At 32.7% G+C, this 25,109-nt stretch carries 20 protein-coding genes and 2 pseudogenes; 6 read left to right on the top strand and 16 right to left on the bottom strand.

The window, feature by feature from the left end; all coding sequences use genetic code 11:
* Positions 1-63: 63 nt before the first annotated feature.
* The 5 genes from pulA to ABH960_RS20080 all read right to left on the bottom strand — a co-directional run bounded on the left by pulA (position 64) and on the right by ABH960_RS20080 (position 8,763).
* Positions 64-2,634 (bottom strand): type I pullulanase, encoded by a 2,571-nt coding sequence (pulA, locus tag ABH960_RS20060; RefSeq protein WP_404447827.1) that lies wholly within the window; start codon positions 2,632-2,634, stop codon positions 64-66.
* A gap of 483 nt (positions 2,635-3,117) precedes the next feature.
* Positions 3,118-4,821 carry a M4 family metallopeptidase gene (locus tag ABH960_RS20065; RefSeq protein WP_404447830.1) on the bottom strand — a complete coding sequence of 568 codons (1,704 nt, stop codon included), beginning with the start codon at positions 4,819-4,821 and terminating at the stop codon, positions 3,118-3,120.
* 686 nt (positions 4,822-5,507) lie between these two features.
* Complete coding sequence (locus ABH960_RS20070) at positions 5,508-7,454, bottom strand: bifunctional metallophosphatase/5'-nucleotidase (protein WP_016127038.1); 1,947 nt, start codon at positions 7,452-7,454, stop codon at positions 5,508-5,510.
* 556 nt (positions 7,455-8,010) lie between these two features.
* Positions 8,011-8,526 carry a DinB family protein gene (locus tag ABH960_RS20075; protein ID WP_003189443.1) on the bottom strand — a complete coding sequence of 172 codons (516 nt, stop codon included), beginning with the start codon at positions 8,524-8,526 and terminating at the stop codon, positions 8,011-8,013.
* Between the two features lie 84 nt (positions 8,527-8,610).
* Entirely contained in the window at positions 8,611-8,763 is a 153-nt protein-coding gene (locus tag ABH960_RS20080; protein ID WP_181777901.1) for a hypothetical protein, read from the bottom strand.
* 299 nt (positions 8,764-9,062) lie between these two features.
* Between ABH960_RS20080 and secY the strand changes: the two genes are divergently transcribed.
* Complete coding sequence (secY, locus tag ABH960_RS20085) at positions 9,063-10,367, top strand: preprotein translocase subunit SecY (protein ID WP_002069884.1); 1,305 nt, start codon at positions 9,063-9,065, stop codon at positions 10,365-10,367.
* A gap of 97 nt (positions 10,368-10,464) precedes the next feature.
* Here the strand turns inward: secY and ABH960_RS20090 are convergent, their stop codons facing one another.
* The 4 genes from ABH960_RS20090 to ABH960_RS20105 all read right to left on the bottom strand — a co-directional run bounded on the left by ABH960_RS20090 (position 10,465) and on the right by ABH960_RS20105 (position 13,846).
* Positions 10,465-10,695: a hypothetical protein gene (locus ABH960_RS20090; protein ID WP_016101932.1), complete on the bottom strand. Its 231-nt coding sequence runs from the start codon at positions 10,693-10,695 to the stop codon at positions 10,465-10,467.
* Positions 10,696-10,857: 162 nt separating this feature from the next.
* Complete coding sequence (locus ABH960_RS20095) at positions 10,858-11,523, bottom strand: TetR/AcrR family transcriptional regulator (RefSeq protein ID WP_003189440.1); 666 nt, start codon at positions 11,521-11,523, stop codon at positions 10,858-10,860.
* Positions 11,524-11,547: 24 nt separating this feature from the next.
* Positions 11,548-12,711 (bottom strand): FAD-dependent oxidoreductase, encoded by a 1,164-nt coding sequence (locus ABH960_RS20100; RefSeq protein WP_404447835.1) that lies wholly within the window; start codon positions 12,709-12,711, stop codon positions 11,548-11,550.
* Between the two features lie 217 nt (positions 12,712-12,928).
* A complete protein-coding gene (locus tag ABH960_RS20105) occupies positions 12,929-13,846 on the bottom strand; it encodes a DMT family transporter (RefSeq protein ID WP_404447838.1) in 918 nt (305 codons plus the stop codon).
* Positions 13,847-13,994: 148 nt separating this feature from the next.
* On the opposite strand from ABH960_RS20105, the gene pdxR reads away from it, so the two are divergent.
* On the top strand, positions 13,995-15,434 hold the full coding sequence (gene pdxR / locus ABH960_RS20110) for a MocR-like pyridoxine biosynthesis transcription factor PdxR (RefSeq protein ID WP_404447841.1): 1,440 nt from the start codon (positions 13,995-13,997) through the stop codon (positions 15,432-15,434).
* A 340-nt stretch (positions 15,435-15,774) separates the two neighbouring features.
* On the opposite strand, the gene ABH960_RS20115 is transcribed toward pdxR, so the two are convergent.
* The 4 genes and pseudogenes from ABH960_RS20115 to ABH960_RS20130 all read right to left on the bottom strand — a co-directional run bounded on the left by ABH960_RS20115 (position 15,775) and on the right by ABH960_RS20130 (position 17,885).
* On the bottom strand, positions 15,775-16,197 hold the full coding sequence (locus ABH960_RS20115) for a DUF3995 domain-containing protein (RefSeq protein ID WP_002085376.1): 423 nt from the start codon (positions 16,195-16,197) through the stop codon (positions 15,775-15,777).
* A gap of 158 nt (positions 16,198-16,355) precedes the next feature.
* Positions 16,356-16,889, bottom strand: a complete 534-nt coding sequence (locus ABH960_RS20120; RefSeq protein ID WP_404447844.1) for a TetR/AcrR family transcriptional regulator — start codon at positions 16,887-16,889, stop codon at positions 16,356-16,358.
* Between the two features lie 242 nt (positions 16,890-17,131).
* Complete coding sequence (locus ABH960_RS20125) at positions 17,132-17,629, bottom strand: DUF421 domain-containing protein (RefSeq protein WP_002189697.1); 498 nt, start codon at positions 17,627-17,629, stop codon at positions 17,132-17,134.
* Positions 17,613-17,885, bottom strand: a pseudogene (locus ABH960_RS20130) (hypothetical protein). The gene ABH960_RS20125 and the pseudogene ABH960_RS20130 overlap by 17 nt, the downstream one beginning before the upstream one ends.
* Positions 17,886-18,012: 127 nt before the next feature.
* On the opposite strand from ABH960_RS20130, the pseudogene ABH960_RS20135 reads away from it, so the two are divergent.
* A pseudogene (locus ABH960_RS20135) lies at positions 18,013-18,254 on the top strand (hypothetical protein).
* 35 nt (positions 18,255-18,289) lie between these two features.
* On the opposite strand, the gene ABH960_RS20140 reads toward ABH960_RS20135, so the two are convergent.
* Entirely contained in the window at positions 18,290-18,493 is a 204-nt protein-coding gene (locus ABH960_RS20140) for a hypothetical protein (RefSeq protein WP_000290880.1), read from the bottom strand.
* 398 nt (positions 18,494-18,891) lie between these two features.
* On the opposite strand from ABH960_RS20140, the gene ABH960_RS20145 reads away from it, so the two are divergent.
* Complete coding sequence (locus ABH960_RS20145; protein WP_404447848.1) at positions 18,892-19,545, top strand: CPBP family intramembrane glutamic endopeptidase; 654 nt, start codon at positions 18,892-18,894, stop codon at positions 19,543-19,545.
* An 82-nt stretch (positions 19,546-19,627) separates the two neighbouring features.
* On the opposite strand, the gene ABH960_RS20150 is transcribed toward ABH960_RS20145, so the two are convergent.
* Together ABH960_RS20150 and ABH960_RS20155 are read right to left on the bottom strand one after the other, a co-directional pair.
* Entirely contained in the window at positions 19,628-20,506 is an 879-nt protein-coding gene (locus tag ABH960_RS20150; RefSeq protein WP_404447851.1) for an SDR family oxidoreductase, read from the bottom strand.
* A 345-nt stretch (positions 20,507-20,851) separates the two neighbouring features.
* Positions 20,852-22,222 carry an aminotransferase-like domain-containing protein gene (locus tag ABH960_RS20155; RefSeq protein WP_159146702.1) on the bottom strand — a complete coding sequence of 457 codons (1,371 nt, stop codon included), beginning with the start codon at positions 22,220-22,222 and terminating at the stop codon, positions 20,852-20,854.
* Positions 22,223-22,346: 124 nt separating this feature from the next.
* On the opposite strand from ABH960_RS20155, the gene ABH960_RS20160 reads away from it, so the two are divergent.
* Positions 22,347-23,285 (top strand): DMT family transporter, encoded by a 939-nt coding sequence (locus tag ABH960_RS20160; protein WP_404447855.1) that lies wholly within the window; start codon positions 22,347-22,349, stop codon positions 23,283-23,285.
* A 17-nt stretch (positions 23,286-23,302) separates the two neighbouring features.
* Complete coding sequence (locus ABH960_RS20165) at positions 23,303-24,994, top strand: M3 family oligoendopeptidase (RefSeq protein WP_404447858.1); 1,692 nt, start codon at positions 23,303-23,305, stop codon at positions 24,992-24,994.
* The last annotated feature ends 115 nt before the right edge of the window (positions 24,995-25,109 follow it).

Below are 25,109 nucleotides of genomic sequence, written 5' to 3' on the forward strand. Positions count from 1 at the left end.
TGAAATTATATTTCTTTAACTTTAAAAGCGAAGTGAAAGCAACCTTCACTCCGCTTTTTGCATTTATTTAATCGGTTTCTCTGTTTTTAAAACTAGTGAACTTAATGCAGGAACTTTAATTTTATTGTCATGGGCAACGTAAAGTGTTTTACTTCCCGCCTGATTCTCGTTTACTAGCACTTTCCATGGACCTTTCGATGGAAGTGTTATGTCAACGGCTTCCCTATTTGCATTGTGAGCCACCATAAAGTATTCGCTTTTATTCCCACTTCCCTTTCCATCTATTGTATAAGCTACAACATTTTTGGGAACATCGATAAAAGCTACATACTTTTTAATTTGCTCTGCAGAAGTCATACGAAAAGCTGGGTATTTTTTTCGTAAATCTATTAAGCCCTTCATATACTCTACTTCATTATTAAATGCTGCACGGCGTAACCAATCCATCTGGTTAATAGAATCAGGAGATTTGTAACTATTATGATCACCATATTTTGTGCGCATAAACTCTTGTCCTGCATGTAAGAATGGAATACCTTGTGATGTTAATAAAATAGAAGAAGATAATTTATGCATTTGTTTTCGCATTTCTTCACTGTCACCTGAATTAGTCAACTCAAGTTTATCCCATAAAGTATGATTGTCATGTGCTTCCACATAAGTTAGCACCTGCTCCGGATCTTGATAAGTAGACGAATTTGTATCATAGTCAATACCGGCTGTAATGCCTTTTTTAATACAGTCTTCCATGTTTTGCTTTCCATTTACAAAACCATTTTCTTTCTCCTCAAATACACTACCTTTCAATCCATCACGAATATTATCGTTAAAATGAGCAATCCCTTTCATTTTCTCCGCATTTTTTTGATTTGCTTTCAATTCAGCTGCAAGAGGTGTATTTAAATCCCAGCCTTCTCCATGCAGAATAATAGAAGGATCAATTTGATTAACAGCTTTACGTATCTCATTCATCGTTTCATAATCATGAATACCCATTAAATCAAAACGGAACCCATCTAAATTGTATTCTTTTGCCCAGTATGTGACGGAATCTACCATAAATTTTCTCATCATCTTTCGTTCTGAAGCGGTATCATTCCCTACTCCAGTTCCATTTGCAAATGTTCCATCTTCATTGTAACGATAATAATAACCAGGAACTAACTTATGAAAATTAGATTCAGCGGCATTATACATATGGTTATATACTACGTCCATCACTACACGAAGATTATTATCATGCAATGTTTGAATCATTTGCTTTAATTCAGTTATTCGAACAGTTGGCTCAAAAGGATTTGTAGAATAGGAGCCCTCTGGGACGTTGAAATTTTTCGGGTCATATCCCCAGTTATATTGTGGTTCATTTAAATTATCTTCATTTACTGAAGCATAATCAAATATCGGTAAAAACTGAACGTGAGTAACACCAAGATCTTTCATATGATCAAGTCCTGTTTTTACACCTTCAGGCCCTTTTGTTCCTTTTTCTGTTACACCTAAATATTTTCCTTTTTGCTTAATACCACTTTCAGGTTGAATGGAAAGATCGCGTACATGCAATTCATAAATAATAGCATCTTCCGGATTTTTAAATTTTGGCTTTTTGTTTGCTTTCCATTTTTTCGGATTTGTTTCTTCTAAATCAACAACTGCACCTTTATCTCCATTTACAGAAGCAGCACGCACATACGGATCAACCGCTTCAGTCCACTTATCCCCAATTTTCACCTTATACGTATAAAAAAGACCTTTTTGGTTCCCTTTAAGTTCTGCTTTCCAAGTTCCCTTTTCACCTTGTTTCATGTTTATTTCAGTACCTATTTTATCGCTCCATTTTTTATATGTAACTAACTTCGCTTCACTCGCAGTAGGAGCCCATAAACGGAACTTTGTATGTTGCGGAGTATATATATTCCCTAAATCATTACCACCATAATAAAATAAATTATCAAATTCCTCGCTACGAATGACTTTACCGATTTCAGTATTCGCATCAGCTAAGTTTGCTATTTTAACTTTGTATGTTTGTTCTAAATCAATTTTCTGTTCCGTAATTATTTTAACCTTATTAGTAATATCTCCACTATTTTTATCATAAGGACTAATTCCCTTAATTTTAACGCCTTCAATTTCAATTTTCTGTTCCTTACTATTAAACGGAACATTAGTCGTTACAGTAATTTCATTAAAACTATCAATAGTAGCTTTTTGAATTGAGAGATCCGAAGAAGGCTTAGAGTTATATACTTTTTCATCACCCGAAAGGATCCATACTTCAGCACGACCATCCCTTATATTTTCAACCCAGTGATCACCTCCATCTTTTTCCCATTCATTGGTACGAACTATAAATCCTACACGATTATAGTCACCATCTATTTTTATCTTAGCGTATTTTCCAAATTCATCTTCACCAGTAAATTCATAAGATTTACCGTTTGCATTTTCTCCCCATACCCAAAGATTCCAGTCTTTTGTATTTCCAGATTTCTCTTTGTAATGAATGATAACTTCAGTTGTTTTCGAATTTGAAACTGCCTTCACACTCTGAAAAGAGAAAACAGATGATAACATAACGATTATGGCAAGTAATAAAAATGATTTGTTAATTAATCTTTTTGTCATTTGCACCACATACACCCTTTCTTTATATAGTACGAGCTATTTATTATGCTCATACTAAATTACACTGCTTAAATTAATGTAGAAATCCCTTTTACTTCACCCCCATATTGACTATTTTCACGTATGTATTTCAATGATCTTTTAATACGAAAACGTTTGCATTAATGCTTAAAAAAATAGATTTTTTTTGCCTTCATATAGTTGTAAATACTAAAAGATCAGGGAAATCATTTTAAAGCAATCGTTTGTTATCGCTTTCATTTTATAGCACTTACTATTAAGAGGTCAATATATTATTAATTTTCTGTTTTTATACCCTTGAAATCTTATATATTTGTCGTAACTTATTGAAGATAGATGCCTGATTATTGCTTAGTAATTTTATTTTCACTAATACATTGCTACGTAAAAAATCAGCTAATATCCTTAAAATGAAATTAGCTGATTTTCATAATGTATTAATATATGAATGGAAACTATATTTCTAACTTACTTAATTTTTGCTGCATCAAATGCTTTTTGCACTGCTTGAACTTCAGCTGTATTCGCCCCATATTTATTAGTTGCCACTCGAATACATGCTGATTTCAATTCTTTGAAATTAGATGTCATGTTTAACTCATCTGTATTTGCATAATAGAAAATATCAAACATTTTATCTTCACCAATTCCTTTAACAGTTACTCCGTTATGAGTTCCGCCTTTTGCAATGAGATACGCAACTTTATTAATAATACTTGAATTAAAATGAACGCCACCTTGATCCCATCCATTAAAATCGTTAAATTCACTGTAATCATCTGGATACGGTACTCCAAGTGAAGATGGAACAGAAGCTGGGTTTTCCATATCACGGAAAACAGATCCAGTTTGTTCGCCCATTGTCCAGTTAAAGCTTCCATTATTTACGTATTTCTCAATAGATGTTCCCATAATATCAGATAGCGCCTCATTAATCGCACCAGATTCACCGTAATATTCAAGATTAGATTCGCTAGAAGTAACAGCATGTGTAAATTCATGTCCAGCTACGTCATATGCCTTGACAATAGGATCGCCATATACAAGCATACTTCCATTATTAGCACTTAATGCATTTTGCCAATTTTTCGGATCGTTCGTATCTTCAGAATCCCAAGCATGTACAACTGAAACTACCTTTTGTCCCTTATTATCAAAACTATTACGCTTATATTTATCTTTATAAAAATCAAATACCTTTGTTGCTAAGTAATGAGCACTTACTGCTTTTGAATCGTTAAATGTTGTTGAAGTGCTGGTTGCTAGTGTACCAGGATAATAGCTTTCTTCTTTAGTAATATCTCTGTAATTCACATCATATGTTTCAATTCCTTGCCCTCTTGTATAATCAGCAAGTGCATATTTGCCATTACTTTGTTTAGAAATACCAAATGAACGAGATATACCTAAATCATCTTTTCCTGTTCCAGTTAATGATGTAAGACTACTTTTTTTACTTTCCTTTAAAGCTCCAACTAGTTTTTCACTTGCTTTTAAGTTAGATTCTTGTACCATATTTTTTAACATATCACCATTTTGTGCATTTACTAAATAAGTTCCGGAAACATAGTTTGGTGTTGCCGCTTCAAAGGTAACTTGGTATGCATTGCTAGCTTGTCCATTATTTTCATCAACAAAAATAACTTCCTTAACTTCTGGCTCAGAAATAAACTTGATATCGTTCCCGTACTTCGTATAAATATATTGTTTCGCTCCATCTTTTGATAGATTAATAGGCTTTTTCAATTCTTCTTGTTTTAAATTTTGCGCGCTATCGCCTGAAACACTTTTAATAACACCCTTATTATCTACGTGTGCAGTTAATTGATGGCCATATACTTCTTTTCCTTCGTATGTTTGCTGCATACGCACAAGTGTTGTTCCATCATACGAACCACGTTTTTGAAGAACTTTATAATCTACTCCTGTTTCTCCATTGACTTGATTTGGAGAAAGAGCTTGTTCAGCTTTCTCCTTAAGAGCATCTTTTACTACATTCTCTGGTGTTTTTTGTGACGGTTGTGTAAGTTCACCTGAACGGAATGAGTCCTCTTGAATTTGAACTTGTAGTTGATCTGTTTCCTCTGCATGGCCTATTCCGTATGGTGCCACAGCTGTTAAAGCTAATCCTGTTGTTAATGCTACTTTAGTTAATGTCTTTGTGTTTTTCATTTTTTCACCTCGTATAATTTTTGAAATAGAAAGCTTGTACAAAGTATACTGTCTATTTATGTCGAAAAAAAGAGAAAATACAAAATTTATGTAATATTATGCAAAATTACATATATGTGGTCGATAAAATAAAAAATGAGCCCTTTTAGGTGCTCATCCAATTGGTTAGTCGTTAATTATCTATATTCATTCTAATCAAAGTACACTTATATCTTATTAACAACATAAAAAACCACTCTTTACTATTTTAAGAATAGTAGATAAATACTTTAGTGAGGCAACGCATATACAAGTTAGATTTTTCAATATAATTTTGTCATTTATGTCTATAGCTGCATGGATTGTAACGTTTTGAGACTGCTGAAGTCTTATATGAGTTTCAGGCTTTTTTATCTTGTCAAAAATATCTTTCAAAGATATTTTTGTCTCCCCATTTAAATATAGAAAAGGACATATCTATTGCATGTTATTAACTTAAGGTATGTTCTTTTAAAGCATATTATAAATATACATAGTGAGAAATGAAACAATAATTATTCAAATGAAAAATCCCCTAAATTTTTAAAGCGATTCAGGGGATTTTTTACCGATGATTCTCTATATTTCCATACCGATCACAAACTTTTTTAGGATAATGGTATGTCTAAGTTTAATAGTTTTTTGCACGAGAGCCATCTTTTTTATATTTATTTAATTATCTTACTAAGTTTTTTGTAAAATTCACCTTTTCTTTTTACATGATTAAACTGATTTGGATTAATATTAGCTTTTTGTGAGAGTGCTACAATCTCTTCTTTTGTAATTGAATCTTTAGTATTTATAGATGCTATATTTGTATATTTTCCATCTTCTGTTTTTGGGATTTCTAAAATCCCTTTATTTACAAGATCAACTACAGCCTTATGCTCTGAAGAATGTGTATCTACACCAGTAATTTTCCAATTATGCATAACTTTTGGCGTGTATACGCCGTTCTTTACCTCTTTTAAATATGTAATAGCAAGGTTACGAATGGTTCCACCTGTTTCTCCGAATGCATTCTCTTGTTTAGATGACCAAGTTTGTTCAAATTTACGTCCCTCTAAAGCTCCCCCTTTTGCCTGAAGAGCCTCCATTCTATACGCATTCATTCCTAGCGTCATAACATCGCTCATTTTGATTGGTTTATTTGTACGAATAGAGCGTAAATTTGTAATTCTACTACCATATGGTTTTGTTAAGTCAATTTCGTATTTTACGCCTCCAAAGAAATCGTTCGTACTGTATTTAGACGCACGACGATTTTTATCAAAGCTAACTGTTACATCTCCGGCACGAGATGAGTTAAAATATCCTGCTGCCCATTCCATATAGTCTTTTAAATCTTTTCCAGTTATCTTATATACTGTAATTTCTCCCAAAGCATATTGATAATTATAAGCAATATCTTTCTTCTTTATAGGACCTATATCCAAACGGGCATAATCATTATCAATTTGATGGGCTACTACATCCGCCTTACTGTAATGGAGCATGACTTCATGAAAGAAATCTGATAAAGGTGTCTCTTGAATCTGCACACTTGGAATACCCTTTATTTCATTTTCAGGAACAAGGTTTCTACCCTTTAATTGGGCGACTACAACATTTGCATCTCCTCTCGCATACTCATGAAAAGGTGTTAGTGTTTCTTCAAGTGTAGAATCAGATAATACTGTAGTTCCATCAGCATTTTTTACAGGTATAGCGGTAGCTGTTTTATCTTTTAAAACAAGCTTCCCATCTTGCTTTGTAAAAGTAAGGTCAATACGTGAAATATGCGTTCCGTATTTATCTGGTTCTGTAATAATTACGCCATTTACAACTTCTTTTTTTACAAGTTTATGCATATGAGCCGCAAAAATAGCGCTTAGTTCCGGACAAGCATTCGCAATATCTTGAACACCAGTACCTGGGATTCCATTCTCATTTTCTAGTCCCATATGCATAACCCCTACCATTACATCTACTTTATCTTCTAATTCTTTAATAGCCTTTTTTGTCTCTTCTACTGGATTTTTCACTACTAAACCATCCAAATGATCTGTCCCTTTTTCAAAATCACTAATCATTGGTGTATTCATACCAATAATCCCGACTTTAATTCCACCTTTTTCAACAATCGTATATGCAGGAAGAAAACGCTCTCCATTTTCTTTATAAATATTTCCTGCTAACGTCTTTCCCTTGTATTGCTCACTAACTTTTTTCAATGTATCTAATCCAAAGTTGAATTCATGATTTCCAAATGCCCAGGCGTCATATCCCATTGTATTCATTGCTACCATCATTGGCGATTGTGGCTTATCGTTGAATAATTCTACTGAGTTTCCTTGAATTGTATCCCCGGCATCTACTAATATGGTATTTGGATTTTCTTGACGTACCTTCTTTATAACCGTATAAAGCTGCGTCAAACTTCCACTCATATTTGCTCCATCAAGCGCATAATCCCAAGGCATAAATCTACCATGAATATCTGCAGTACCTAACAATGTAATATTAACATTAGATTCCTCAGCCTTAGAAATAGCTGGTTTGACTGTTACTGCTGTTACAAGAAGCATAAGAATAATAAAATTGCACACATAGTTCTTCCATTTCATTTTTTGCATAATAACAATATTTCTCCCCTTTTTGTACTGTCATAAAGTTGCTTGAACTTTAAAAATGTAACTTATTATTCAGAGAAATTCAACTACAAAAGATAATTTTGGAAGTGGTTTTGCTGTGAAAATATAGAGAATAAAATGCATATATCCCCTAACAGAATAGTATTTTATCATTTTCTAATAAAATACTTCTTCCTCCAACGTGTGAAGGGCGCTAAACCAACGGTAGATGTATATGTACTTTCAAAATTTTGGACATGCAACTCATTTTCGGATTTTATTTCTAATTTTTTCCTTCTATATGAAAATACTGAGATCACTTCCAAAAATAATAACCCCGCTCTTCATTTAAGACGGGGTTACACTTATACAGCAAATCGGATTCAGATTTTTTTCAAATGTTCGTTTCCTCTTCAGGAGTAAAATCTGCTATTTTCGTATTTTTTTCTGCTTATTGGTTGCTTTCAACTAAATTCATCATAATATTAATCAGGACTTGTATTTTATCACTCGAACCCTTGATGCTATCCCAAATCGCTCAATAAATAGATAATAATTTTTACTTTTCAACTCCACAAAGCAATTTTATCTCTTTAATTTGTTCTATATGACGCTGTTCATGCAAATAGATCAGTTCTATCCACTGATCAAGAAGTAATTCTCCAAGAGCTGGATGCGTCACTGATTTTTTCGCTAATATAGATTCATCTTCTATTGTACTCAGGAAACGCATCAATTCTTTTCTAGAGTCGTTTAACAAATCAACCATTTGCTGCACTTCAAATGGTTCTATACTTGGTTCAATCATTTCTGGGGCTATAAATTTTATCGATCTATCTAATAAAATAGTGTGAATTTCTTTACGCTCATTTAAGATACTATCCATCTTTTTTAATCCCGATGAAATAACTGTTATAACTCTCTCATCTAATAAAACTAAGTGATGACAAACTTGTGCTATACTCCATTTATCCTTATCTGGTTTCCTATTAAATTGAGCATCACTTAACAAAGTAATTTCCTCAAATAATTGATTTCTAGTTTCATAAAACGTGTCATTTACAAATGTATTCATGTGAATTCTCCTTTCGCTAGAACCTACGTACTTAAATTCCTACGCTAGAAATATTCTCTATGGAAAAAAGATTTTCCTTCACTATTATTCCAATCCAATCTTTTCTTTCTTTAGTAGGTTCTCTAATTCATGCTGAAACGTATGAGTTCTCTCAACATCCTTGAAGATTTCCTTGGGGTTATTATGCGCTACAGCTACATCATAATACTTTCCACGGAATCCCTTCAATATAACCACATAAAACGTTCCTAATTATCAATCTAGCATTAAATATATGTAAAAAATCATCCTATTCATTCATTTTTAATGCTTATGTATGTACATTTGTTAATTTATTAGTTATATTATGGGTATTGAATGATTACGAAAAGTCAATAAATCGCTTGTATAACACCTTATATTTTTATATCCGTGAAAACTACAAAATGTATAAAATTCCATTTGTCAAATGAATTTAATGCGGAAGGAGGTTTGTGGTTACTTCATCGGGATATAATAATCAGTTTTGAACTGATAAAAATATAGGAGGCGACATAATGTTTCGTACGATTTCAAATTTCATGAGAGTAGCTGAGATAAGAAACAAAATTCTTTTTACACTAGCGATGCTAATTGTTTTTCGAATTGGCACGTTTATTCCAGTTCCTCATACTAACGCAGAGGTATTAAAAGTACAAGATCAAGCCAACGTTTTAGGTATGCTAAACGTATTTGGCGGAGGAGCACTGCAACACTTCTCAATCTTTGCTGTAGGTATCACACCATATATTACAGCTTCTATCATTGTACAATTACTACAAATGGACGTTGTACCTAAATTTACAGAATGGGCAAAGCAAGGAGAAATGGGCCGTAAGAAATCAGCTCAATTTACTCGATACTTTACAATCATTCTCGCATTTATACAATCCATTGGGATGTCTTATGGTTTTAATAATATAGCAGGTGGACAATTAATTACAGATCAAAGCTGGACTACATACTTATTTATTGCGACAGTTTTAACTGCTGGTACTGCATTTTTACTTTGGTTAGGTGAACAAATTACCGCTAATGGCGTTGGTAATGGAATCTCAATGATTATCTTCGCAGGACTTGTTGCGGCGATTCCAAATGTCGCTAATCAAATTTATTTGCAACAATTCCAAAACGCAGGCGATCAGTTATTTATGCACATAATAAAAATGGTTTTAATTGGACTCGTAATTTTAGCGATAGTTGTTGGTGTTATTTACATTCAACAAGCTGTTCGAAAAATACCGATTCAATATGCAAAAGCTGTTTCAGGAAACAATCAATATCAAGGAGCAAAAAATACTCATTTACCTCTTAAAGTAAATAGTGCAGGTGTAATTCCTGTTATCTTTGCTTCAGCCTTTTTAATGACGCCGCGTACAATTGCGCAGCTCTTCCCTGATTCAAGCGTATCTAAATGGATAATTGCGAATCTTGATTTTGCACATCCATTTGGAATGACACTATATGTGGGTCTTATCGTTGCCTTCACATATTTCTACGCGTTTATTCAAGTAAATCCTGAACAAATGGCTGAGAATTTGAAAAAGCAAAACGGATATGTCCCGGGTATTCGCCCAGGTAAATCTACAGAACAGTATGTAACAAAAATTTTATACCGTTTAACATTTATCGGTGCGATTTTCTTAGGAGCAATTTCAATATTACCACTTGTATTTACAAAAATCGCTACATTACCACCATCTGCTCAAATCGGTGGTACAAGTTTACTAATCATCGTAGGTGTTGCATTAGAAACGATGAAGACGTTAGAAAGTCAACTTGTGAAGCGTCATTATAAAGGTTTTATAAAAAAAGTGAATTAATTACAAAAACACACTAGGATATAAAGACCTAGTGTGTTTTTTATTCTATAAAAATAAAACCCTCATTTTCTCGCTTCATATTTTTATCTTTACTTTATTACCATAAAAGTAGCTCCTTTCTCTCACCTTCAATATATCCCTCGGTGGTTATAAAAAGTCTCAGCATGAATTTATCTATAATTAAATAGTCTGGTACAAAATCTTTTAATGTTATTACTTGCTTTCTAACAATTCTTTTGTCACCTTTTATTCCAAAAACTTTAGCTTCTAAATAATCAATTTCACCTAAAAATAAATCTATCCTTTGATATATAGGGATTCCAACCAATTCTTTAACTTCTGGTTATATTGTGTAAGTTGTCTATTACTATCGTATAAAAAGAGATATTGAAATTCATTAACAATGTAGTTTGTAGACACAGGTATCATATTTTTCTTTCAAAAAAAACAGAGTGCCGCTCAACTAGCTCTCTGTTTTAAACTAATTATATTATTGCGTATGTAAAATACCTTGCAAAACAACTTCTAATCCCCAGCGAAATCGTTCTTCTCCACCAGATAACATATCTTCTTTTAGACTTACAATCATTGGATACCTTGCTGTATCTAAAGCCTCATACGAAGCACGAATTGGGTCAAGAGTGGTACCTTTTTCTTTGCGAGCTGTTTGTTCATATGCGACCGAAGCAGCATATAACAGTAAAATATCTACTCCCCATGCTGATGCTCTTGCATTAACTCCACCTTCATGTAATTGACGCAAAATCTGTTCAGTAAGGGCTAAAGAATTTGGCCCAATTGGAATTGTCATTAAAGCTAATTCTGCCATTCCAGAAGAGTCGAATAAAATTCGAAAATATGAATGTACAAGTGTAAATAGTTCTTTTTTCCATGGTTCATTTTTCTCATCTGTTATTTCAATTTTCCCTAGACCATAATCTAATACATACGCTCTTAATTCATCAGCATTTTTTACGTATACATATAAAGAAGACGGACCTGTATCTAATACTTTTGCAATTTTACGCATACTAAGGCCAGAAATACCTTCAGACTCTAATAGGTCATAAGCAGTCTTAACAATGATTTCCTTACTTAACGGTTCTTTTGCTGGTCGTGAACGACGACTAGTAATTGTATTCGTTTGCTCTTCCATAGTTCTCCTTTAGTAAATATATTTTTATTGTTGCTCATGAAGTTGATTCATAAGATTATACATTTTCATAGTAGCATCCTCCGAGAAACAAATCTCAAGATTATCATTTGACACTTCAGCGGATTGAGAAGAATAATCGTACATTTTTTCTTCGTAATTTTCAATTGCCTCGTTCAAATTATCATGTTTTACAATAGATAATGCAAGTTCTGCCGCATCACGCATCGCTAGATTCACACCTTCTCCAGCAAATGGAGACATTAAATGTGCAGCATCACCAATTAAAGTAACACCAGGCTTACTTTTCCAAGTTAGTCCAACAGGTAACATATAAATTCGTCTAGGAAAAATCGCACCATCTGCACATCTAATATAATTTTTAAGTGTTTCATCCCAGTCTTCGAAATATTGTAGAAGTTGATGTTTTGCTTCTTCTAAATTTTTAAATGGAATTCCACAATTATCAAGCCATTTTTTATCTGTTCTAAAACTTAAATACACGCGAATACTGTCATCTCCATTTAATTGCGCAAGAATTCCTTTATGCTCCGCAAGTGCAAATACTTTGCCACGTCGATTAAATTTCGCCATCTGAGGATGATTTTTCGTTACATTTTTCAAATTCAATTCTACCATGCTAATACCAGTATATTGCGGTATAGAATTTGTGACAAGTGGACGAATTCGAGAGAAGGCACCATCTGCTGCTACCACTAAATCAACAGTGTCTACATGTCCATTTTCAAAATGAAGTTCATGTATACCATTTTCTACAGGAATGGCTTTTGTTAAGTTATAGCCCCAATGTATACATTGCGGATCAACAGAATTTAAAAGTAACTCACGTAAAGTGCCTCGATCAATTTCTGGACGATCTCCGCAATTAGGATCCGCTACTTCATCTAAATATATTTTCCCGTTCTTATCACATAAACGAAAATCTTCTCCCTCACATCTAGCAAGTTCATTAAATTGTTCTAACAATCCTGCTTCTTTAAGCGCCTCTTGTCCGGAATCATGATGAATATCTAATGAACCTCCTTGTTGCCGAATCCATGGTGATGTTTCTCTTTCATATACGACACATTTTAAACCATGTTTCTGTAATATACGAGCTAATGTTAAACCTCCTGGTCCAGCACCTATAATTGCAATACGTTTTTCTCCTTTATTTTTTCTTTCCATCATTTATCACACCTTATATTTTATTGAATTACTTGTTTTATTTATAACACAACGTACACCGTTCGTAAAGTACAACGTTCGTTAATTACTAAGCAAATTATGTTAAACTTAATGTGTAAAAATAAAAAGCATGTTACAAGTCAGTAGTAACATGCTTTTTAAGTTGATAAAGTAATAAACTTTTATTAACTTAATAGTCCAATGATTCCATTTGTATTATTTACATTTCTTTCTTCAATAACTTCCCTTGCTTAAAATAAACGCCCAGCGTAGAACGATTTGCTAAAAATACACCAATCAAGATTAAACAAGCACCAATTCCCATTGCAGGATTTAATGGTTCTCCTAATACAAAATAACCTACAATAACAGCAATTAACGGAGATACATACAACCAAGTCGATGGAAATACTGGATTTGTTTTTGATAAAAGCCAGTAATATAAACCGTGTCCACCGATAGATCCTACAAATATAAGATATAAAATTGGCCATTGTACATTCCAAGATGTTAATACAGCTAAATTCGGCTGTTCCATTACAACAGATACAATTAATAGCAAAACTCCTCCATAAAACATTTGAATGCCGTTAATAAGAAATGGTGATACGTTAGGTAAATCTGAAAGTATCTCTTTAGAACGAATAGAACCTATTCCATAAAACAACTCTCCTACTAATATAACAAGGCATGCAATACTCCATATGAAAGTAAGTTCTTGATGCATGCCAGGTAAAGATATAAACAAAACTCCTGTAAGTGCTATAACTAAAGCAACAAGTTGTTCTTTTTGCAATTTTGTTTTATTTCTCTTTGATTGTAATAGCAAAATCATCATTGGGGCTGTTGCAGATAGAACTGCAGCTAATCCAGAAGAAATATATTGTTCAGCCCAGTAAAGGGTCGCGAATGTCATAAATGTTAAACAAAAACCAGCATATATAATACGTTTCGATAATAAGTAAGGCATAATATCCTTTCGCTTTAATTTAAAAATAATAATGAGAATAAGGCCCGCCAAAAAGAAACGAATTCCAGCTGAAAATAATGGTGGTGCCCCCGCTTCTATTCCAATTTTTATCGTTAAAAATGTCGTTCCAAAAATAATACATACTAAAATATAATTTAAAATGACCATTTTCCTTCCTCCTTTTTACTCTTGAAATGAGTATAGAGGATATGGTGTATAACAGTGTATCCACGCATATAACAGTTGAATAAAAATATAGTTGATTGTCAGGATGTTTTTCGCTTTAATTAAATTAAAAAGAAAAACAGGTGATTCTATGAAGATAGTACTACGTAAAGAATCCAACATACCATATTACCAACAAATATATATGCAAATTGTTGAGAGAATTCAAAGCGGGATGCTTTCACATGGCGATTACCTCCCTTCTTTACGTTCTATGGCCGATGATTTGCAAATTAGTTTATTAACTGTTCGTAAAGCTTATAAACAGTTAGAAACGAAAGGTTATATACAAATTGAACAAGGAAAAGGTGCCTATATACATAAACGTGTGAACAAAGAGTTCAAACCAATTCCATATCAATGGCAACAAACGAAATCCATTAATGTTATGCGTTCTCAATATGTGATGAACCAACACCGTAAATATTTCGATTTTTCACAGGCGGTCCTTTATCCGCGTTTATTACCAAATCCGTTTCTTTCAGATGAAATGCATAAATTACTTAATAAAGATCAAATGATACTAGCAACTTACGGACCTGTTCAAGGCGATAAAGAACTTAGAGTGGAAATAACAAACTACTTAAAAGAACACCAACAATTAGTTACAGATCCATCTCAATTATTAATTACAAGTGGTGCCCAGCAAGGAATCGATTTAATCGCCCAAACATTATTAAAGCCTGGAGACATAGTGTTAGTAGAAAGTCCGTGTTATGGGGCGGCGCTTGATGTATTTGTTAATAAAGGAGTTCAAATTATCCCTGTTAGTCTTGATAACAACGGCATTCGCTCAGATTTAATCGATGATATTTGTCAAAGAAAGAATCCTGTTTTGTTATATGTGAATCCTACTTTTCAGAATCCAACGGGCACAGTAATGAGTAAAAAAAGAAGAATGGAACTTGTAGAACTAGCAGAGCTATATAACTTCTTCATTATTGAGGATGATTCTTTCGGAGAAATTTATTTTGAGGATTTTAAAATTCCCCCTCCAATAAAAAGCTTTGATACAAATGGTCATGTTATATATTTAAAAGGATTTAGTAAAACGTTAGCACCAGGTCTTCGCATCGCGGCACTTGCAGCTGAAGGACATATCTTTGAATGGTTATACGCTGTGAAGGCTTCGATGGATATTGGTAGCCCTTTATTAACGCAGAAAGCACTACTTCCTTTTTTACGAGCGGAACGAATGAAAAATCATTTAGAAAAATTACGGACTGCTTTACAAATTAGACGCGATTTAACAATTGATATATTATCTCCATTAAAAGAATTAGAATTTGAAATACCTAATGGAGGATTTAACTTATGGGTTACACTCCCTCAGTCAGTCGATCCTTTTACATTATTACAAAAAGCGAATGAAGTTGATGTTTCTTTTTTACCTGGAACAGCTTGTTTGTTAAGCCATGAAACTCAATATAATCATTTGAGAATTAGTTATTCAATGTTAAATGATAAAGATATGTTGATTGGATTAGAAAGATTACATGATACAATTGCTAAGTTTAAATCATTCATTTAAACTCCAAAACAACAAATAACCTCTTATTCACACAATAAAAAACCAACACTTTAAAATTTTATTAAAAGTCAAGATATAAGCTGAACCTATTATTAATAGTGAATTCTTATCTAATGTCATACATTATATTTATAAAAATTAAAAGGATAGAAGAGCTTGAATAAATTCGCCCTATCTATCCTCTTTTTAAACACAAATGACTAATCATAGCGGACTTCGCTGTCACCAGAACCCGTATTGCTCTATTGCTATGCTCAAACTTCTTTTTATTACTACTTGTTCAATAAGAGGTGTTTTCTTCCTGCATAAAATTTATTTTATAGGGAATTCATTATACTTATTAAAACAACAACATGATATAGACAAAACCAAAGAATAAACATAATGGACTATAGAACCAAGTGTCATATCTAGCAAACTGAGAATGTTTAATTTTTTTAAAAAATCCAACAAACTTAAAATCACCAATTGCCCTAATAATGAAAACTAAAGCACAGACAATACTTCCGATTTTAGATAAACTATTTGCTTCGAACCCCTGCAAATAACCTACTTGAACAACAATAATGACACTAGCTAATAGAATAAGAATGGCTACGAATAATGTTCCCCATATTCTCGGAGTAAAAGCAGGCTTATGTTCTCCCTCTTTTACTGGGATAACAGCAGCAGACCCCCATCGACCTCCAAAAGCCCAATAAATATGCAAAAAACTGATAAACCACAGAAGCCCCACAGCCACTACTATTAATAGTAATTTCATTTATTCGCCCCCAATTTCGTAACTTCAAAGATAACATACACTACCGTATGTTATAGTGGAAATTTTGTCCCTTCAGGTTTTATAACCATACTAGGGACATTTATTATCGAATAATCAATTATGCCTCAGCATAATTGCGTCCGAAGGCTTTACTTTTTTCAATGGATGTTTGGACACCCGCTGAAAGAAGTTAAAAGCTCAACCATTTTATCAATATCAAAATTAGGATTTGCTTCAAACCTTGTCATCCATCCTACATACGTTAAATAGGCAAGTCTCGCTCGATCAATTGATTCAGTTTCGTCTACGCCCATTTTTTGATACAATTTTGCAACACAAGAAATTCTTTGTTCTTCTATATCTACTAAACGTGCTGCCACAACAGGATCATATTTAGCCCAAGCATAAATACCATTCTCAATTTTTTTATCTCGATTAAAACTAATCTGTAATAGCTGTTCTAAAGAGGCATCCTGTTGCTCCATACTTTGAACAATCAGCTTTGTTGCATGTACTTCCCAAAAGTCGAGCATAGAATCTAAAAGCTCTTGATGGTCACGAAAATAGTGATAGAAGCTTCCTTTGCTTATTTTTAGCAATCGAGCAAGTGCTTCAATGCGAACTTTATGTATACCTTCATTAGCTAATTGTTGTAATCCTACTTTTATCCAGTCTTCTCTCGTTAATTGCATATTATCTCTCCAATAAAATACGCTAGCGTATGTTTTACGTTAGATTACTACTATTCTCATTTTTTGTCAATTATTCATTCTGTTTATTTTTATGAACTTTAACGTTGTTGTTAATCGTAATATTGATCGTCATCACCCTCGATAAATTAGATAACACGAAAGTCCCTTCAGGATTACTGAAGGGACTTTTACACGTTTGCGAAAAGTGCCTTTATGTACAAGAAGCGCTTTTTAGTCTAAAACTATTTTTTCAGATTACATTGCTCTAGAAGCTTTTCTAGCATTTCCAAAGTAACTGGTTGTGCCTTGGTAGTTAGTTGATACCCAATCCGTCCATTCGTTTCTACAGTTGCTTGTTGTAAATTCTTGATTTCATGTATGCCTTTTTCTCTCAGATGCATAAATAATTGTTGTTCTGACATTTTCGCGCGTAATAAATTCTTTTTTAAGATTTCTCCGTTTTCTATAACAATAATGCTAGTTCCATTTAGAAACTTTTCTACTTTTCGTGATTTCAATTCAAAAAAATGAATAATAAGTAAAACACCCGCAAAAATAAACGCAGCAAAAATAGATGGGCCTACTTTCCTACTTAATATAGGTTCTACAATAATACGTCCTATAGAAACCACAATAATAATTTCAGCTCTCGTCATTTGGCTAACAGATTTACTACCTGTCAATTTTAAAACAATGATTCCAGTGAGGATTAAAATAATGCTTTCAAAAAGTATATTCATTACAGCCCAATCCTTTAATAGTGAATGTTACTAGTATTCCCATTAAAGGATTTTTATGATATTTTAAAGTATCCATTCACTTTACGTGCCTTATTCTTTGAAGCACCTCTCTTCCAGCTAGTAATGGTAAAGCATCAACTTCCTTCATTGCTTCTACTTGTGATTCGTTACGAATCATTGCATACACAGTATGACCTTCTTTTATTAGCATTGGTATTAAAGAACGTGCTGTTGCACCTGCCACAAAAATTTCCATATGTGTTTCTTCTTATTTTGAATATCATAATTGAGACGAGACATATATAAGCTATGTATAATAATCAATATGAAAGATTCATCCAAAATTAAAGCTATAATGTTGGCTAGCAACCAATAGTGATAACATGATAATTGAATTTGATGGATATGGAATTAATGAGTATGTTATTGGTCATAACTGTTCTATCAGTAAGTTAAAAAAATGTATTTTAACGTAAAAAATGAAGAGTTATCTAATGAGGAGCTTATAAATTTATTTTGTGTACGTTATCATTTTGAAAACATTCCAAAGTCATTACAAGAAGACATTAAGACCGATGTCGTCATTGACTTAGATACGGACTATATTTATATCCCTAATAGATAACAATAACCCAGTAAACTAAAATGGTTTAATGTAACTTACGATTCAGACAAGAATTTAATAAAATAAGTAATTGCCCAAATAGAAGTCGCGAATTGAGTGACAAAATACATTGTCCATTCGAAAGAAGTCAGTTTTCTCTCTCGTTTAATCTTCTTTAAGTATCTGTAAAATATTAATGTACTCAAAAACATAAGTAATAAAGAGAATTGTTGTAAATCATCGACTATACGTACCGCCATAGACTCCATCACCCTCCTATACAAAATATAGACTATACTTTAAAGATATCATTTTTTTGGTAATGATTCCCTATATATTTAATGAAGTTAAAAAATGTTTTATGCGATATATGTGTACAGATAATAAAGTTGTTTAATTTTGTTCTTAGAAATACATTAATCGCCTACTCATAAATTTGATGGGCGATTATTATTTTTGTTTAATAATTGCTTTATTTCAATCACGACATTAATAATAGGTTTTGGTCTAAATGATTCTTGCAAGGAATCTCCTAATCTTGGACTTACTGATTTGGAAAAATAAAATTATTATGATCGTCTCAATTACCATTATTTTGGAGAACAATGTGCTATTATATATTCGTAATCAATGAAATAATAAGAAAGAAGGGGTAGTTGTGGAAACAAAGATTATAGAAACAGAGAAGAAAATTGATTCGAAATCCCTTTTGGCTTTGGGATTATTAATTATTTCCGGGATTGTATATCAACTTTTCGCAGTGTTAGGAGATAATATACCTGAAGTATTGAGGATGATTTTTGAAGCTTTATGGAATCTTGTATTATGTGGAATTATAGGATACTATTTTTTAGGAAAAATATCATTAGAGCAATTTAAACATTTTAATTTCAAGACATTACTTTGGGGTTTGCCTTTAACAATTATCGTAGGTATGGCTTCCAACTTAATATTCAGTTACATTTTTGAACCTGCAACTAAAAATTCCGTTGCTGAAGTAATAAGTATTTCTATGATTTTATTCCGTGTACCCTTTATGTTAATGGGTGAAGAGTTGATTTGCACTAATATAATTATCGCATTACAAAAATTAGGATTAAAATTTGGCACGGCATCATTAATATGTAGTTTGTTGTTCGCTTTGTGGCATATTCCAGCTTATGGTTTTGTGCCACTGCAGTTATTAATAACTATAATCCCAATTAGATTAGCACTAAATTATATATGGAAAAATTCAAAAAGTATTTGGGTAAGTTGGATTTGTCACTTTATTTTTGACTGTATTTCATTTGTACCAATGCTTTTTAAATAACCATTTTATTTTTAAAAGGACTTTATTATTTGCGTATTGTATAAAGAACAAGAGCACTCAGCTATTGAGTGCTCTAAAAACATTAATTTTGATTCAAAACATTCTCCTCAAAATATTTCCCCCAATCTGGGCGTCTTCCATCCATATCTGTAAATCCATACTCTCTTCCTAATTCCCATGAACTTAACGCTCGTCCCGTTTTTTCATGAACATTTGGATCACTTGCTAAAGCTGCTACTGCTCTTCCAACAAAGAAAGGAGTTTCTGATGCGATAAAATGAGGGTCTTGTTTAGCTCCTTCTCGCCAATTCTCCTCTGTTACACCAAATATATCTAACATCGCTTCTGAACGAAGGAATCCTGGACTAACTGCGACAGCTGTAATATTGTGTTGTTCTAAATCTTTCGCCATAGCTTCTGCTAAATGAATTGTTGAGACTTTTGCTAAACTATAGTACAAATTACCTCGATATTGATAATCGACTCCATCTGTAATTTCAATAACAAGTCCCATTTTATTTTTCACCATTAATGGTACACCGTAATGGCTTGTCATTATATGAGAATGAACAGCTCTTTGTTGCATAAGTAGTCCGTTATGTAGGTTGTGTTCCCAGAAAGGTTTCTCCCATTCCGTTAAAGGATCGCCGCCCCAAACATCGTTTACTAAAATATCAAGCTGTCCATTTTGTTCGTCTTGAATCTTTGTAAATAATACTTTAATATCTTCTTCTACCGTATGATCAACACGAACTGCGATTCCTTTTCCGCCTTGCTTTGTAACAAGCTCTGCCGTTTCTTCAATCGTTTCAGTTCTTCCCATACAGGATAAATTCCCTTTTGTACTTCTTCCTGTTACATATACAGTTGCACCGGCTTCACCAAGCATCATCGCAATACCTCTTCCGGCGCCTCGTGTTGCTCCGGCCACAACTGCTACTTTACCTTGTAATGGTTTCATATCATTCTCCTTAATTATTTTTGGTACACTCTTATTATCATATTTTTTATATAGATTTCTCCATGTGGAGTAATAAATTTTAACGTAATTACACCACAAACACCATTATAAAACTGAAACTCACCTTGCATATTTGATATAGAGACTTCCTTATCTTTAAATGAGCTTCACATTTGATATAGGAATGTTGTTATGATCGACAATAACAGCCTTCGTATGAATTGCAACTGTTATACATTCTTTACTTTTCTTATTATATATAGTAATTGTAATCACTCCAATGACTACAGCAACACATACATAAAGCCATTATTTTTCTGTACACAACAAGACCCTTCATAAGCACTATTCTTTTTTGAACTGAAAATCTACACGGTTCATTCGCTTTATTTCCTCACTTACTTTGCGAATCCCTTCTTCAATCTTGTCTTCTTTTACATTTGATACGTTTAACTTTAACAATCTCTCTTTATGAAAGTTACTTAAATAATTTTTATCAATAGAATCTATGCTTATTTGACTCTTGCTTAAATTTTTAATAAATGTGTCCGTGACTATATTTCTGTTCAACTGTAAACAAGTATGTATCCCGATTGGATCAACTGTTCTATAAGTAAACAAATGTGGATTTTCATTTTGAACACCTTCTACTACTGCCGCTAGTTTTTTTGACCTATTGTAGTAAGATGCTTTTATTTTATGTTTATGCCGATCAAACATTCCGCTCTTTATGTAAATTTCTAAAGCAGCTTGCGAAATCATAGGACTATCGATATCTAAAATCTTTTTATACTTATAAAAGGCATCTGTAATGGATTGCGGGATGACTGCAACACCGACTCGCAAACCAGGAAAGATGATCTTCGAATAACTTTTTAAATATATAACATGATTACAATTATCTTGGCTGTAAAACGTATCTACTTTTGAATCAGTTTCTAAATCTGCTAAATAGTCGTCTTCCACTATAAATACATTATATTTCTTCGCAAGTTTAATAATCTTTTCTCTCTCTTTTTTAGAATACGAAGTTCCAAGTGGATGATGAAATCTTGGAGTTGTATAAAAGAATTTAATTTTTTCTGTGCTAAATATCCGCTCTAGTTCATTTAAATCTATCCCTTCATGCGTACGCTTTATTCCGATCACAGGGATCTTATTTATTTCTACATATTCAATATATAAATGATAACTTGGCTGCTCAATTAGTATCGTTTCGTTTTCATTCGGAAATGGTATTGAAGTTAATATAGCAAGCGCCTGCTGCACACCTGACGTTATAAATATATTATCTTCCTTTGTGAAAACTTGATAGTTTGCTAACTGTTTTTGCACAACCGATATTAAAGATGGTAACCCTTTCGGTGTTCCGTATATAAACAAATCATTCTTATAGGTATCAATCGCTTTATTAATGCAATGCTGAAAATCTAAGTATGGAAAAACATCTGGATCTGGGGCCGAAGAAGCGAAATCAATAATCTCGATACTTTCTACGTAACTTCCAGATTTCTTAACAACGTAGTATCCACTTTGAGGTACAGAATAAATAATATGACGCTTTTCCAATTCATGCAGCGCTCGTATTACAGTCGCCTTATTACATTCATATTGTGTAACAAGCGACCGTATAGACGGTAATTTCTTTCCTTCTTTTATCTCACCATTTTGAATCATACTTTCTAAGTCGTTCAAAACATGTAAATACTTATACATCCTTACACCTCCTATTTTTTTGTACCGGTACAGTTTGTATTTGTTCACATTGTAGCACTAGATCAGAAGGATTACTATGTACGTATACTGGCCAGTAAGAAATCAACTACTATGAGGTGAAATTATGAAAAATACAACAAAAGCATATATATCAGCATTACTCTATTCATTTATTATTGGATTTTCATTTATGTTTGTGAAACTAGCACTAACCATTACGAGTCCTCTTGATACTCTGGCTCACCGTTTTACAGTTGCCTTCATAGCAGCAACCATTCCGGTTATTTTCGGTTTTGTAAAGTTAAATATTTCACTCAAAAACATACTTGCACTTTTACCACTCGCAATATTTTATCCAGCATTGTTCTTTGCTTTCCAAGCATTTGGCTTAGTATATACAAGTTCATCTGAAGCTGGAATTATACAAGCAGCGATCCCTATATTTACGATGATACTAGCTTCCTATTTTTTAAAAGAATATACGAATACATGGCAAAAAACATCAGTATGTATTTCTGTCATAGGTGTCATTTATATATTTGTTATGAATGGTATAGGGGCTCATGAAACGAGCTTCATCGGTGTTATCCTCATTTTATTATCGGCATTATCATCTGCTTGCTATAATGTATTAGCTCGAAAAATGACAAAGAAATTCAAGCTAATGGATTTAACATACACAATGACAGCAATCGGTTTTATTAGTTTTAATTTCATCGCAATCATTGACCATATGAACAAAGGTACAATAACTGTATACTTTAAGCCATTTACGAATGGAACATTCCTTATCTCCATTTTATATTTAGGATTATTATCTTCCTTACTAACAGCATTGTTATTAAACTATTCATTATCTTATATTGAAGCAGCGAAAATAAGTGTTTTTAGCAACTTATCTACACTTATTACCATTATCGCAGGCGTTGTATTCTTACAGGAGCAAATTTCCTACTATCATATTGTCGGTACACTTATGATTGTTCTTGGAGTAATAGGCACAAATTTTCTAGGCAAAAAAGGAATCATAGCGAAAAAGAAGAATACCTCCTTGAGTAAATAAAAAGTGAGGGGTAAATAATGCAGAACTCTAATACGATCGATATCCGTAATATACATGAGCTAGAAAACGAATTGTCTACTTTATTAAGTAAACCCATTTCTTCAGGAGAAGATTTAGAAAATCGGCTGAAAATACAGTCGAAATTAATATGGGAAATCGAAGAACAATTAAGATCACACTATATTGACTTTCAATGTAATACAGATAACAAAGAAATAAAAGATACGTTTGAATATGATCAACAATATGTAAGGCCTCTTTTGAAACGTTATCAAAATTCATTTGATAATAAATATTTAGAGTCACCATTTCGAATGCAACTTGATCCAAAAACTTATAGATTACTAGATAAAAAAATAAAAAATGCGCAAACATTATTTTGTGAAAAAAACATTGATTTAGAAGTAAAAGAAGACAAATTAGTAACCGAGTACTTCGAAATTACAGGCAGTTTGACTGCACTATGGGATGGCGAAGAAAAAACAATTACTGAACTACAGTCTTACTTACAAAATCCGAATCGTGATATACGAAAAAAAGCAAAAACGCTCATTTCTGAAAAATTCTTATCTGTTGAAAATAATTTACAACATATTTTAAATGAATTAATTGCAATCCGTCACCAAAAGGCAAAAAACATTCAATTAGATAATTATCGTGATTATATGTTTAAAAAATATGAACGTTTTGATTATACGGCTGATGATTGCTATGAACTGGCTGAATCAATACGACAATATGTTGTGCCACTTACAGATAAAATATTAAATGAGAAAAAAGCTGAACTTCAAGTGGATATCCTTCGTCCATGGGATGTAGCAGCTGTAGCTCCCAATCAAAAAGTGTTAAAACCTATTCAAAATGAAAAAGAGTTAATTGAAAAAAGCACTCACATCTTCAATAAGCTAGATATTGAATTTTCAGCACTACTAAACCGAATGCATAAACATAATTGCTTAGATTTAAGAAGTCGTAAAGGAAAAGCAGCTGGTGGTTTTTGTGAGTACTTACCGGCTTCTCAATTATCTTTTATTTTTATGAACCTTAACTATACACAAGATGACATCCTTACTTTCATTCATGAAATGGGCCATAGCATTCATAATGAATGCATAAAGCAACTAAAGATACGACAATATATAGAAATCCCCGCTGAGACAGCTGAATTAGCTAGTATGACAATGGAATTATTCTCGATAAAATATTGGGATGCATTCTATAAAGATAAAAAAGATTTGAAACAAGCAAAAGTTAACTTCTTTAAAGATATTATTACTTATCTTCCAGGTATGCTAATAGTTGATCAATTCCAACACTGGCTTTACGAAAACCCAAATCATACTTTTGAGGAAAGAAATGAAAAGTACTTAGAGCTTCAGAAAACTTATCAATCTAGTGTAGTAAATATTGATGGTTATGAAAACTGGTTTGCAAATGGCTGGTTACCTGTACTACATATTTATGAAGTACCATTCTATTATATCGAATATGCGATTGCACAGCTCGGTGCACTGCAAATGTATAAACAATATAAAGAGAATCCTAAACAAGCACTACAAAATTATAAAAAAGCATTGTCTTTAGGTAGTACAAAGACTATTAAAGAAGTGTATGAGGCAGCCGGCATTCACTTTGATTTTTCTGGAAAAACAATTAAAGATTTAATGGCATTTGTAGAAGAAGAATTAAATTTACTTGAACAAATATAAGTAAAAAAGATGCACCTAAAAGTAATCTGTACCCTTTGTAAAGGACATTTTGAAAAAAGTTAGGCAACATCAAGAAGATGATTTCTGTATCCAACAGGAGTCATCTTTTTTAAAT

Origin of the sequence: Bacillus sp. RC252, from assembly GCF_044909215.1 — a bacterium.
Taxonomy (GTDB): domain Bacteria; phylum Bacillota; class Bacilli; order Bacillales; family Bacillaceae_G; genus Bacillus_A; species Bacillus_A mycoides.

What these genes read in the sequence shown, in the direction of transcription:
- ABH960_RS20065 (WP_404447830.1), bottom strand. Translation starts at nt 4,821, where the DNA reads ATGAAAAACACAAAGACATTAACTAAAGTAGCATTAACAACAGGATTA.
- ABH960_RS20070 (WP_016127038.1), bottom strand. Translation starts at nt 7,454, where the DNA reads ATGCAAAAAATGAAATGGAAGAACTATGTGTGCAATTTTATTATTCTT.
- ABH960_RS20075 (WP_003189443.1), bottom strand. Translation starts at nt 8,526, where the DNA reads ATGAATACATTTGTAAATGACACGTTTTATGAAACTAGAAATCAATTA.
- secY (WP_002069884.1), top strand. Translation starts at nt 9,063, where the DNA reads ATGTTTCGTACGATTTCAAATTTCATGAGAGTAGCTGAGATAAGAAAC.
- ABH960_RS20095 (WP_003189440.1), bottom strand. Translation starts at nt 11,523, where the DNA reads ATGGAAGAGCAAACGAATACAATTACTAGTCGTCGTTCACGACCAGCA.
- ABH960_RS20100 (WP_404447835.1), bottom strand. Translation starts at nt 12,711, where the DNA reads ATGATGGAAAGAAAAAATAAAGGAGAAAAACGTATTGCAATTATAGGT.
- ABH960_RS20105 (WP_404447838.1), bottom strand. Translation starts at nt 13,846, where the DNA reads ATGGTCATTTTAAATTATATTTTAGTATGTATTATTTTTGGAACGACA.
- pdxR (WP_404447841.1), top strand. Translation starts at nt 13,995, where the DNA reads ATGAAGATAGTACTACGTAAAGAATCCAACATACCATATTACCAACAA.
- ABH960_RS20115 (WP_002085376.1), bottom strand. Translation starts at nt 16,197, where the DNA reads ATGAAATTACTATTAATAGTAGTGGCTGTGGGGCTTCTGTGGTTTATC.
- ABH960_RS20120 (WP_404447844.1), bottom strand. Translation starts at nt 16,889, where the DNA reads ATGCAATTAACGAGAGAAGACTGGATAAAAGTAGGATTACAACAATTA.
- ABH960_RS20125 (WP_002189697.1), bottom strand. Translation starts at nt 17,629, where the DNA reads ATGAATATACTTTTTGAAAGCATTATTTTAATCCTCACTGGAATCATT.
- ABH960_RS20140 (WP_000290880.1), bottom strand. Translation starts at nt 18,493, where the DNA reads ATGGCGGTACGTATAGTCGATGATTTACAACAATTCTCTTTATTACTT.
- ABH960_RS20150 (WP_404447851.1), bottom strand. Translation starts at nt 20,506, where the DNA reads ATGAAACCATTACAAGGTAAAGTAGCAGTTGTGGCCGGAGCAACACGA.
- ABH960_RS20155 (WP_159146702.1), bottom strand. Translation starts at nt 22,222, where the DNA reads ATGTATAAGTATTTACATGTTTTGAACGACTTAGAAAGTATGATTCAA.
- ABH960_RS20160 (WP_404447855.1), top strand. Translation starts at nt 22,347, where the DNA reads ATGAAAAATACAACAAAAGCATATATATCAGCATTACTCTATTCATTT.
- ABH960_RS20165 (WP_404447858.1), top strand. Translation starts at nt 23,303, where the DNA reads ATGCAGAACTCTAATACGATCGATATCCGTAATATACATGAGCTAGAA.